The organism is Aeromonas dhakensis (genome assembly GCF_002285935.1).
GTDB classification, from domain to species: domain Bacteria; phylum Pseudomonadota; class Gammaproteobacteria; order Enterobacterales; family Aeromonadaceae; genus Aeromonas; species Aeromonas dhakensis.
Genome location: NZ_CP023141.1, coordinates 1,479,654 through 1,491,533 on the forward strand (window position 1 = coordinate 1,479,654; position 11,880 = coordinate 1,491,533).

An 11,880-nucleotide genomic window follows, 5' to 3' on the forward strand; every position below is an offset into this window, starting at 1 on the left:
TCATGCAACGTCATCTTGGTTTTACCACCTTCACCGTTACCTTGTTGCTTACTGTGATGTTGCTGAGCATCTCGCTGCTGGTGGGCAAGCTGATGGTGTCTGACCGCCGTGTCAGCCTCAACGAGGTGCAGTATCGACAGGCGCTGGCCCTGGCCGAACTGGGTTTATCCGACGGGGTCGGCCGCTTGGCACAGGACGCAAGTTGGCGTAGCGCCAGCAGTGGCGTGTCGGTCACTGTGTCGGCCGGTACCTATACCCTGTTTGCGCTGGACGACACAGCCGTGACCGTGGGCGGGGCGAGCGTGACGCCGGTCAGGGTGCGAGCCCAGGCTACCCTGGTTGACAGTACTGCCAATGCCGATGTGGAGATCAAGACAATCAAGGTCAGCGTATTGGCTGGCACCCCGGCCGCCCCTCTGACGGTTGCCGGTGGCATGGCCGTTTCCGGCAACTTTACCGTGGTGGCCAATCCCAACGGGGGCGGGCCTGGCGTGCCGCTCTCCATCTGGACCAATGGTAATGTGGATCTGACCAATGGTTCCGGTCAGACCTGCCATCAGGGGGATTACAGCGGAGGGTGCAGTGCCTACATCAGCCAGAAGGGGGACAAGCAGTCGGACATCAAGGACAACGATACCGCCTTCCCAAGCGACCTGGTCTGGTATCTGTTCAACGAGAATGACGATGCAACAGGGTGGGCCAATCTGGAGTCGCGGGCAGTGCAGATGCTGACCAATTGCGATTCGTTGTCGACCGCCTCCCGTGGGCTCATCATCGTCGATGGGGACTGCAAGCCGGGCGGTTCGATCGGTTCGGTTGCCGCACCTGTGGTACTTATCGTGCGCAACGGGGATCTGATGGTCAACGGCAACGCCACCCTCTATGGGCTGGTGTTCGCCTACTCCTCTACTCCCGCCACGGCTACCAACGATATCAGCCTGAAGGGGGGCGCCATCGTCAATGGCGCTGTGGTTGCCAACTACCAACTGGGCAAGACCGCCAACGGGACCTTCGACGCCAAGTACGACCAGGCGGTGCTGAGCAATATCGAGAATGGAGCCGCATTTCAGATCATTAACCTAGTGCCCGGTAGCTGGCGGGACTGGTAGGAGCGAACATGAAACCGCACAAGGGATTCGGGCTGTTGGAGATCTTGATCACCCTGGTTCTGCTCGGGGTGGGGGTGGCCGGGTTGGTGGCCATGTCGCGCGGGATCCTCGGGGCCTCCCAGGATGGGCGGCGCTATGAGGTGGCGATGCGGCTGGCCGAGTCGAAACTCGATGATTTTCGTACCTTCAACGGCGTGGTGAGTGCCGTCTCTCCGCTCACGGCCTATAACAGCATTGCGGCGGGCACCAGTACCGTCACCCCCGCCGACGGCGGCGGGACCTATACTCTGAGCTGGACCGTCAACAACCAGTACTGGAATGGTACGATCTGGCAGACCACTGTCCCGGCGGGATACCTGCAGTCCTACCCGGGTCGCAAGGTGGTCAACGTGACCGTCAGCTGGAGCGACAATGACGGGAATCCGATCTCGCTGTTATTGGCCGGTGCAGTGTCGCCGGCAGAGTCACTGGCCCAGAACCAGTTGAATGGCGGGCTCGATACCAGTCGCGAGCCACCCCAGGTGGTCTATACCCCGGGGGTGGCGCCGGACGTCATCTCCATCCAGATCGATCAGGAAGGGCGCAAGCAGGAGACCAGCAAACCGCTGCCGACGGTGACCTCCAAGGATGGCACCGTCGGCAAGCTGGTGCAGTTCGAGACGGTCACCTACAAGCCCGACAACGGCGGCAACACCCAGCAGGTGCTGCAGGATCTGGCTTCGGTCTCCTGCTCTTGCAGTTACGGCTCGAGCGTCAATGCCTACCTGCCGGGCCAGGCGATCCTGACCGACAGCAATCTGCTCTATTGGAGCGTCGGCTCCCAGGTCACCAAGCAGACCGGCATCCTCAACAGCAGCGTCAAGGATCAACCCACCCTCTGCACCAGTTGCTGCAAGAACCACTTCGATGGCAGTGGCAGCAGCTTTGATCAGTTCTACTCCCCGCTGCACACCAACAGGCAGCGCTATAACAGCTCGCTCACCTCGGTCAACAGTGGCGACTATGTGGATGCCTGCCGCTTCGTCCGGCTCGATGGCTATTATCGCCCTCTGCCAGAGTGGAACCTGATCAAAGTCATAGTGACCAGCGCCGACTTCCTCGCCAAGACGGCCAATCAGACCAGCTACCAGAATTACATCAAGTACGTGGTCACCACCTACATCACTTGGCAGAAGAATACCCTCAACTGGACCGCGAACCCCACCGCCACGCCACCGACCATCACCGAGTTTGCCGACTGGTTGCCAGCCAACGCAGCGGCGGGGGGAGACACCACGACCAAGGTCACCATGAGCACGGGCACGGCCCAGCTGATCGCGCGTGGCATCTATGTGGATGTGCTCTCGCCCACCTATCTGGCCGCACTCGACCTGACCTCGCAGGATCTGCTGGCCAGGGTGCCATTCCAGGATATCAACCTGACCATGCTGGCCGAGTGGAGTCTGGTGCCCTTGAGTGGCCAGCTGACCGGCAGTGTCTCCGACTATGTGGGGGTGACCAACGAGACGGTCAAGACGGTGGTCGATCTCAACAACTACTACTTCGGCAGCTACAGTCGCGGCTACCTGTCTGCCAAGAAGAGCACCAAGGATGCCTCCAACGTGTTGCAGAGCGCGTCGATCAAGGTGACCGCCTATCAAGGCAACTCGGGGATCACTGCCTCGCTCATCTCTCCAGTGGATCAGAGTGAAGCCAAGAGCGCCAGCATGCCGGTAGCGATCGATACCAGCGCCCAAACCGTACCGACCCTGACCGTGTCGGGGCGGATCGAGTGTCTGGAGAAGGTCAGCAACAAGGACCCATCCCCCACGGCGTGCAACAAGAACACCTTCAACGGGTTGAGCGTGACCACCACCACCACGGGGGCCACCTGTCGCATCGACAAGCCCCAGGCCAACAACCAGCCGGCCACCTATGTCTGCACGGCGGCACAAAACAGCAGCCTGGTGGTGAGTTTCTCCTACAGTGCCCAGGGTAACACCACCTATCTGCTGAAACCGGCGTCGTTGAGCATCGCCATGACACCGCCCGCCAGCGGTCAGGTGATCACCGGGCCCTGTGGCCTGCTGGTGGACAACGGCGTGACCAACGCGAGCAGCCTGACTTGTACCCCCTGAGTCTTGGGCGCTGGCACAGCCAGCGCCTTTTCTTTATCATTCCCCATCATTTTCGAATTCAAGATGCATCGCCATGGCAAAAGCCCTCTCTCTGATGCTTGCCCAGTTGAATCTGACGGTAGGCGCCATCGAAGATAACTGTGACAAGGTGCTGGCGGCAGCCGCCGAAGCCGACCGGCAAGGCGCCGATCTGCTGGTCTGCTCCGAACTGGCCCTGACCGGCTACCCGCCGGAAGATCTGCTGCTGCGCGCCGATCTGATGATCCGGGTTGAGGCCGCGCTGACCCGCATCGCGGCATGGCAGGGGGCTTGCGCCATTCTGGTGGGTCACCCCTGGCGTGAAGGGGAGGCGCTCTATAACGCCGCCTCCCTCTATGAACAGGGGCAGCTGGTCGCACGCTACTTCAAGCAGGATCTGCCCAACTACGGGGTCTTCGACGAGAAGCGCTACTTCACCGCGGCAACCGAGACCTGCGTGGTCCCCTTCCGTGGTCATCAGCTGGGCTTGCTCATCTGCGAAGATCTCTGGCAGCCGGGGCCGGCGCTGGCCGCCAAGGCCGCTGGGGCCGAGCTGCTGCTCACCATCAATGCCTCGCCCTACGATCAGGAAAAACCCTGGATCCGCCGCGAGCTGATGGCCGAGCGCTGCGATCATACCGGTCTGCCGCTCATCTACCTCAACCAGGTATGCGGTCAGGACGAGCTGATCTTCGATGGCTGCTCAAAGGTGTTCAACAGCCAGGGCGAGCTGACCCACAAGCTGGCCCCCTTTGCCGAAGAGCTGGCGCTGGTGCGCTTTGCCGATGGCCAGCCGGTGAAGGAGCGGGAACCCGCCGCACCACTGGAACCCTTGGCCGAGACCTATCAGGCACTGGTACTGGCGGTGCGCGACTACGTCACCAAGAACGGCTTCCACGGTGCCGTGCTGGGCCTCTCCGGCGGCATCGACTCGGCACTGACCCTGGCCATTGCGGCCGATGCCATCGGCGCCGACAAGGTGCAGGCGGTGATGATGCCGTTCCGCTACACCGCCCAGATGAGCGTGGAGGATGCCAAGGAGCAGGCCGAACGGATGGGAGTGGAGTTCAACATCATCTCCATCGAGCCCATGTTCGAGGGTTTCATGGCCCAGCTGGCGCCGCTGTTTGAAGGGACTGCCCGCGACACTACCGAAGAGAACCTGCAGGCCCGCTGCCGTGGCGTGCTGTTGATGGCGCTCTCCAACAAGCGTCGCCGCATCGTGCTGACCACCGGCAACAAGAGCGAGATGGCGGTGGGCTATGCCACCCTGTACGGCGACATGGCTGGCGGTTTCGACGTGCTCAAGGATGTTCCCAAGACGCTGGTCTTCAAGCTGTGCGAATACCGCAATTCCGTCGATTATGTGATCCCGCAGCGGGTCATCGACCGTCCTCCTTCGGCAGAATTGGCACCGGACCAGGTGGATCAGGACAGCCTGCCCCCCTATGACATCCTGGATGCCATCCTCAAGCGCTATGTGGAAGAAGATGCCTCCGTGGCCGACATGGTGGCGGAAGGCTTCGAGGAGGCGGTGGTGCGCAAGGTGATCCGCCTCGTGGATCTCAACGAATACAAGCGCCGTCAGGCGGCGGTCGGGCCCCGCATCACGGCCCGCAACTTTGGTAAGGATCGCCGTTACCCCATCACGTCCGGGTTTGGCAAACAGAACTGGTAAGGAGTCACCATGAAGAAGATTGAAGCCATCATCAAACCGTTCAAGCTGGACGATGTGCGCGAGGCCCTGGCCGAGATCGGCATCAACGGCATGACGGTATCCGAGGTCAAGGGCTTCGGCCGCCAGAAGGGCCACACCGAGCTCTATCGCGGCGCCGAGTACATGGTCGACTTCCTGCCCAAGGTGAAGGTGGAGCTGGTGGTGCAGGACGAGGATCTCGATGCCTGTCTGGAAGCGATCCAGAACACCGCCCGCACCGGCAAGATTGGTGACGGCAAGATCTTCGTCTGCGAGGTGGAGCGGGTCATCCGCATCCGTACCGGCGAAGAGAACGAAGACGCCATCTGACGGATGGCCGAGCCTTGTGATGAGCCAACGAATGGAGACTCGAGCTCGCTGATGTCCTGGATGCGCCTCGTTGCGGTGGCCGGCCTGCTGGCCGGTCTGACCGCCTGCAGTACCCGGCCGCCGGCCCAGCCGGAAAACCTCTGCCAGATCTTTCGCGAGAAGCCGGACTGGCACGAGGCGGCGCTCAAGATGAACGAGAAGTGGGGAACGCCTGTGCAGGTGGTGATGGCCATGATGTATCAGGAGTCCTCCTTCGTGCACGATGCCCAGCCGCCGATGCAGTATTTCCTCTTCATCCCGACCGGGCGGGCCAGCTCCGCCTACGGCTATGCCCAGGTCAAAGATGAAACTTGGGCCGACTATCAGCGGGAGACCGGCAACAGCTGGAGCGATCGCGATGACTTTGCCGACGCCATCGACTTCATGGGCTGGTACACTCACAAGGCCCAGCGGCTAAACGGCACCTCCAAGTGGGATGCGTATGGCCAGTATCTCAACTATCACGAAGGGTGGGGTGGCTATCGGCGTGGCAGTTACCGCAGCAAGGGATGGCTGATGAAGACATCCCGCAAGGTGGAGGCCCGCGCCCAGCGCTACGGCGCCCAGTATCGACAATGCAAGGATCAGCTCTCCAGCGGGGGCTGGTTCTGGTAACCAAATCAGGAGTCAGAAATGCCGTTATTGGACAGTTTTACCGTTGACCACACCCGCATGGCCGCGCCGGCGGTACGTGTGGCCAAGACCATGCAGACCCCGAACAAGGACACCATTACCGTGTTCGACCTGCGTTTCTGCGTGCCGAACCAGGAGATCCTCTCCGAGCGCGGCATCCACACCCTCGAGCACCTGTTTGCCGGCTTTATGCGTGATCATCTGAACGGCAACGGGGTGGAGATCATCGACATCTCCCCCATGGGCTGCCGCACCGGCTTCTACATGAGCCTGATCGGTGCACCGGACGAAGCCCGGGTTGGCGCCGCCTGGCAGGCCGCCATGAGCGACGTGCTGACCGTGCAGGAGCAGGGCAAGATCCCCGAGCTGAACGAATATCAGTGCGGCACCTACAGCATGCACTCGCTGGAAGAGGCCCATGCCATCGCCCGCCACGTGCTGGAGCGCGGTATCGGCGTCAACCGCAATGACGAACTGGCCCTGCCGGAAGAGAAGCTGAAAAGCCTCTGATCCCGGGATGGCAAACATGAAAAAGGCCGGTCAATGACCGGCCTTTTTGCGTTTGGCGAGTTCAGGATGGCAGCGGCATCACCCGGTTGCGGCCCAGCTCCTTGGCCTTGTAAAGCAGCTTGTCGGTGCGCTCGACCAGGCTGTCGCCCGTCTCCTGACCGTTGTACTCGCCAACGCCGAACGAGGCGGTGATGTGGTCGATGCGTCGGCCCGACTTGCGGTCCAGGATCGACATCTTCTCGATGGCCCGGCGCAGGCTCTCCGCCATCTGGCGGCTCAGCGCCAGGTTGCGCATGGGAAGCAGCAGGGCAAACTCCTCGCCGCCGAGGCGGTAGGCGGTGACGCCCTCCTTGCAGGTCTCCCGCAGTCGCTTGCTGAAGGCACGCAGCACCTGGTCTCCCAGCAGGTGGCCATATTCGTCGTTGAAACTTTTGAAGCGGTCGATATCGGCGAGGATCAGCGAGAAGGGCTGCTTGCTGCGCAGCAGGCTGTCTATCTCCAGATCGAAGGCGCGCCGGTTGAGCAGGCTGGTGAGGGCATCCTCGTTGGCCAGCTTGCGGGTCTCATTGAGCGCCTCGCGCAGTTCCTTGATCTCCTTCTCGGCGCTGCTGAGCTGGTTGCGAAAGTGCATGGTCGACATGCGCACGTCCCGCGACTCGCGCACCAGATCCCGCAGGATCCCCATGGTGTCCTCCAGGCTCAGCCCCTCGTCATCGATGAGGCTCAGCCGGTCGAAACTCTTGTCGAGCATCTCCTGGAACATGCCGGTATCCGAGATGGCATCCTGCATGGTGTGGCCGAGCTCGTTGGCCATGGCGGCCAGGTTGAGCTTCATCGCCTCCATCTGCTGCTCGTCCTGGGCGGCGAGGTGCTGGTGATAGAGGCGTTCGCAGGTGGTGAGCGAGCAGGTGCCCTGCAGCTTGATGGCCTGATCGATGGCCTGATTGAGCTCGGGCATGCTGGCCGCCACATAGTTATACCAAAGGGTGTAATTATCCGGCGTGGTGGGGATTTGATACTTGATCATCAGGGGAACCGCCTGCTTGAGATAGGCGGCGGATTGGGCGAACGAATCCTTGCTCATGAGTTCCATGTCTCATCATGACTGCAAACTGTGCATAGTATGACAGAGAGATTGGCCAAAAGGCAGTCGATGGATGCCATTCGCCCCCCCCTCCGATATAATGTCGCCGTTACCACCTACCCTAAGGCCTGCTTATGTCTCAAAAAGATCCTTTCCTCGAACGCGAGGCCGAAAAATACGAGAATCCGATCGCCAGTCGCGAGCTGATCCTCGACCTCATCAAGGGCCATGAAAAGCCCATGTCCCGTGAAGAGTTGGCCAAGGTCCTCAAGCTGACCGAAGAAGAGCCGCTGGAAGCCTTGCGTCGTCGTCTGCGCGCCATGGAGCGCGACGGTCAACTGGTCTTCACCCGCAACCAGTGTTACGCCCTGCCGGATCGCCTGAATCTGGTCAAAGGCTATGTGCTCGGCCACAAAGATGGCTTCGGTTTTCTGCGCCCCGAGGGTGGTGGCCCGGATCTGTTCCTGAACAACCGCGAGATGCAGCGCCTGATGCACGGCGACTATGCCCTGGTGCAGCCCACCGAGATCGACCGCAAGGGTCGCCAGGAGGCGCGTCTGGTGCGCCTGCTCAAGGCCCGCGAGGCGGACATCGTCGGTCGCTATTTCGTCGAGAACGGCGTCGGTTTCGTGGTACCCGACGACAGCCGTATCGGCCAGGACATCATCATCCCGGAAGGGGAAAACAAGGGGGCTCGCCAGAGCCAGGTGGTGGTCGTGCGCATCAACCAGCGCGCCACTGCCCGCTTCAACGCGGTCGGCACCGTGCTGGAAGTGCTGGGTGAAAACATGGCACCCGGCATGGAGATCGAGATTGCCCTGCGTACCCACGGCATCCCGCACACCTGGCCCGAGGAAGTGACCAAGGAGGTTGCCGGTCTCGGCGAACAGGTGCCGGAGAAGGCCAAAGAGGGCCGCATCGATCTGCGCGCCCTGCCGCTGGTCACCATCGACGGGGAAGATGCTCGCGACTTTGACGACGCCGTCTTCTGTGAAGCCAAGCGCGGCGGCGGCTGGCGCCTGTGGGTCGCCATTGCCGACGTCTCCGCCTATGTGAAGCCGGGCACCGCCCTCGACACCGAGGCCTACCAGCGCGGCAACTCGGTCTACTTCCCCGAGTTCGTGGTGCCCATGCTGCCGGAGGTGCTCTCCAACGGCCTCTGCTCGCTCAACCCGCAGGTTGACCGACTCTGCATGGTGTGCGAGATGACCATCTCCGCCGCCGGCCGCATGTCCGGCTACAAGTTCTACGAAGCGGTGATGAACTCCCACGCCCGTATGACCTACACCAAGGTGGCGGCGATCCTGGATGGCGATCCCAAGCTGCGCCAGCAGTACGAGCCGCTGGTGGGCCACATCGAGGAGCTCAACAATCTCTACAAGGCGCTCAAGCATGCCCGCCATCAGCGCGGTGCGGTGGAGTTCGAGAGCGAAGAGACCCGCTTCATCTTCAACGCCCAGCGCAAGATCGACCGCATCGTGCCGCTGGTGCGCAACGACGCCCACAAGATCATCGAAGAGTGCATGATCCAGGCGAACGTGGCTGCCGCCCGCTACATCGAGAAGAACGAGGCCGCCGCCCTGTTCCGGGTGCACGACCGTCCGGGCGAAGAGCGCCTCACCGGTTTCCGTGACTTCCTGGCCGAGCTGGGCCTGGAGCTCAAGGGGGGCCTGGAGCCCGAGCCGAAAGATTTCGCCGACCTGGCCGCCAAGTTTGAAGGGCGCCCGGATGCGGAGCTGCTCTCCACCATGCTGCTGCGCTCCATGCGTCAGGCCATCTATCAGGCCGACAACATCGGCCACTTCGGTCTGGCGCTGAAGTCCTACGCTCACTTCACCTCGCCGATCCGTCGCTATCCCGACCTCATCCTGCACCGGGCGATCAAGTATCAGACCGCCAAGGAGCAGCAGGGCAACCTGCGTCACAAGTGGACTCCGAGCGGTGGCTACCACTACCAGCTGGAAGAAGTGGATCCGATGGGCGAGCACTGCTCCATGACCGAGCGCCGCGCCGATGACGCCACCCGCGACGTGGCCGACTGGCTCAAGTGCGAGTACATGCTGGATCACGTGGGTGACGAGTTCGACGGCGTCATCGCCAGCGTCACCGGCTTTGGCTTCTTCGTGCGTCTGGCCGAGATCCACATCGACGGTCTGGTGCACGTCAGCACCCTCACCAACGACTACTACCAGTTCGACCCGCTGCACCAGCAGCTGATCGGCGAGAACTTCCGCCGCCGCTACCGTCTGGGTGACAAGGTGCGGGTCAAGGTGATGGGCGTGAACCTGGACGATCGCAAGATCGACTTCGTGATGGTGGAAGAGCCCCTCAAGATCACCGGCAAGAACGCCAAGCAGGCGGTGCGCAAGATGGCCGAGATCAAGAAGGAGAAGGCCAAGAGCGCCGAGCGCCACGACAAACGCAAAGAGAAAGAGGGCAAGGACCACGGCAAATCCGCCAAGGGCGGCCGTGCCAAACCCAGCAACAGACGACCGGGCAAAAAAGCGCGCGACAAGGCCAAGGGGTAAGCCCTTCGGCCATGGCCTGGGTCCAGCGACCCGGGCTGAGGCCGTAAGGGGCTGATGGCCCCGGGTTATCTTCACCAGCGCCCGATAGTCCCGGAGACGAAAAAAATCCGAACCCTGTTACCGGGGTTCGGATTTTTTATGTTCAGCGAAAAGGGGAGGGGCTTAGCCCTTCGGCGGATATCGGCCAAGCTCCGTGCCTATATGGCCAGGGGCACATATCCCTGCGGGATGGTCACGCTATTGGCCGCGACGCAGCGCGCGGAAAGGTGGGTGTCCTATTTTTCTTAGTGGGCGTCATATGGGTTCATTTGTTACACGTACATTACATGGTGACCCAATGGATATCATTGAAGTTCTCACCTTCTTTATTTTGCCATGAAAGCCTTACCTGATATTTCAGCGGGCTACCCATGTGTATTGCAGCAATAAGTTTTACTCGTGAGTTTGGCTTCATTTCCGGGTGTGGGAACTTGTCTACAATATCACTACATAGGGGGCTATCTTCGCAATCAACCAACTCGAAGTTTACGTTATATGCGCTACCTTGACCTGTATTGGAAATATAGAAATTATATGATTTTCCAAGCTTGGTCAGGGTAACATTAAAGCTTGGCTTATCTTTGTTTGATTTTTCTTCGTTGAGTGAATCAATTTGTAAACGAGATAGTTCTGCTGTGACCTTTTCAAGTTCAAGCTGTTCTTTAGCTATTTTTCTTGTCCTGACAAGGGAAACAGCCGAAACAACAACAGCTAAAATAGATATAAATAAGCTTAGTATTTCATATTTGCTCATTTCAAGCGGCCTTTAAATACTTTTTTAAGCATTTTTTCAATTTCTTTCTTTGCCTCAGGTATTACAATTTCTTTTGCTTGCTCAACACCTACTTCTTTTAAATCTGCAAGCATAATTTGAAACCCGCAACCATCGCACTTTACGAAATCATCATCTTGAACATTATCTGGCTGTTCGAATTCCGTATGGCCACACTCTGGACATTTGATTGAAACATGTGTTGTTTTGATCATGATGTGTACCTCAATATTTCCTGTACGTGTAACGCCCGCGTAATAGGAGCGAGCTTGCAAGCGTCCTAATTGACGTGATTGTTAGATTTTTCCTGGCCGAGAGCGAGGCCAGAGTAAATTGCAAAACAGACAACAATAAGTGAAAACCCTGCAAGAACCTGAAAAACCGAAAGTAGCTGGAGGATAGGATTTGATGGGCTTATATCGCCATAGCCAAGAGTAGTTATAGTGACGCCACTAAAATATATCGCTTCAAATATTGTCGAAAACTGGTAGCAATCCTTAAAGTAATAGGACGGTGCTAAATAGTACAAGGTGGCAAAGTTTATAATTAGCTCAATGTAGCTATTAAATGAAAGCCTTAGTCTCTGTCCATATTTAAGGTCACTCGAAGGCTTATCACCATCGAGTTTTTGAACCGCATCATCCAGAAATGCCTTAAATATTTCTATGGCTCTTGAAATAAGAAAAATCCAAGATAATAAAATGACCAGCCCACCAAACACATATTTGGCAAAATCATGCGCATAATACCCACCATCAAAAAAATAGTGCCCTATGGGTACTAAAATCGCAGCCCCCACACACCAGCTGATAGACATAAGAAGATAACGCCTATTATATTCGCGCAGTGCATCAGATAGGTCGCTGGGTTTGCCAGATTTTGCTATCAGTTCGAGCTTCTTCTTTTCTGCAAATTTATATGTTGGGGATATTAGCCACCATAACTTTCTTGTTTTTTCTTTCTTCATTATGATCCCCATGGTTTAAAATATACGATAAATCTAAC

Annotated in this window: 11 protein-coding genes; 7 read left to right on the forward strand and 4 right to left on the reverse strand. The window is 58.8% G+C overall.

The window, feature by feature from the left end; all coding sequences use genetic code 11:
- Positions 1-2: 2 nt before the first annotated feature.
- The 6 genes from CK627_RS07290 (at position 3) to luxS (ending at position 6,452) form a co-directional block, all read left to right on the forward strand.
- A complete protein-coding gene (locus tag CK627_RS07290) occupies positions 3-1,109 on the forward strand; it encodes a hypothetical protein (protein WP_017764001.1) in 1,107 nt (368 codons plus the stop codon).
- 8 nt (positions 1,110-1,117) lie between these two features.
- Positions 1,118-3,226, forward strand: a complete 2,109-nt coding sequence (locus CK627_RS07295; RefSeq protein WP_095592007.1) for a type IV pilus modification PilV family protein — start codon at positions 1,118-1,120, stop codon at positions 3,224-3,226.
- A gap of 73 nt (positions 3,227-3,299) precedes the next feature.
- Entirely contained in the window at positions 3,300-4,922 is a 1,623-nt protein-coding gene (locus CK627_RS07300; protein WP_095592008.1) for an NAD+ synthase, read from the forward strand.
- A 9-nt stretch (positions 4,923-4,931) separates the two neighbouring features.
- Complete coding sequence (gene glnB / locus CK627_RS07305) at positions 4,932-5,270, forward strand: nitrogen regulatory protein P-II (RefSeq protein WP_005308848.1); 339 nt, start codon at positions 4,932-4,934, stop codon at positions 5,268-5,270.
- Positions 5,271-5,330: 60 nt separating this feature from the next.
- Complete coding sequence (locus tag CK627_RS07310; RefSeq protein ID WP_275056027.1) at positions 5,331-5,924, forward strand: transglycosylase SLT domain-containing protein; 594 nt, start codon at positions 5,331-5,333, stop codon at positions 5,922-5,924.
- 18 nt (positions 5,925-5,942) lie between these two features.
- Positions 5,943-6,452: an S-ribosylhomocysteine lyase gene (gene luxS / locus CK627_RS07315; protein ID WP_011704660.1), complete on the forward strand. Its 510-nt coding sequence runs from the start codon at positions 5,943-5,945 to the stop codon at positions 6,450-6,452.
- Between the two features lie 61 nt (positions 6,453-6,513).
- Here the strand turns inward: luxS and CK627_RS07320 are convergent, their stop codons facing one another.
- Positions 6,514-7,536 (reverse strand): GGDEF domain-containing protein, encoded by a 1,023-nt coding sequence (locus tag CK627_RS07320; protein ID WP_024942009.1) that lies wholly within the window; start codon positions 7,534-7,536, stop codon positions 6,514-6,516.
- 134 nt (positions 7,537-7,670) lie between these two features.
- Here CK627_RS07320 and rnr point away from each other — a divergent pair, with 134 nt between their 5' ends.
- On the forward strand, positions 7,671-10,064 hold the full coding sequence (rnr, locus tag CK627_RS07325) for a ribonuclease R (protein WP_095592010.1): 2,394 nt from the start codon (positions 7,671-7,673) through the stop codon (positions 10,062-10,064).
- 322 nt (positions 10,065-10,386) lie between these two features.
- Here the strand turns inward: rnr and CK627_RS07335 are convergent, their stop codons facing one another.
- The 3 genes from CK627_RS07335 to CK627_RS07345 form a co-directional block, all read right to left on the reverse strand.
- On the reverse strand, positions 10,387-10,857 hold the full coding sequence (locus CK627_RS07335) for a DUF8453 domain-containing protein (RefSeq protein ID WP_095592012.1): 471 nt from the start codon (positions 10,855-10,857) through the stop codon (positions 10,387-10,389).
- The gene (locus CK627_RS07340) at positions 10,854-11,090 is read right to left on the reverse strand and encodes an ECs_2282 family putative zinc-binding protein (protein WP_095592013.1); all 237 of its coding nucleotides are present in this window, start codon (positions 11,088-11,090) and stop codon (positions 10,854-10,856) included. The genes CK627_RS07335 and CK627_RS07340 overlap by 4 nt, the downstream gene beginning before the upstream one ends.
- A gap of 65 nt (positions 11,091-11,155) precedes the next feature.
- Positions 11,156-11,842 carry a potassium channel family protein gene (locus tag CK627_RS07345; protein WP_157737156.1) on the reverse strand — a complete coding sequence of 229 codons (687 nt, stop codon included), beginning with the start codon at positions 11,840-11,842 and terminating at the stop codon, positions 11,156-11,158.
- Positions 11,843-11,880 lie beyond the last annotated feature (38 nt).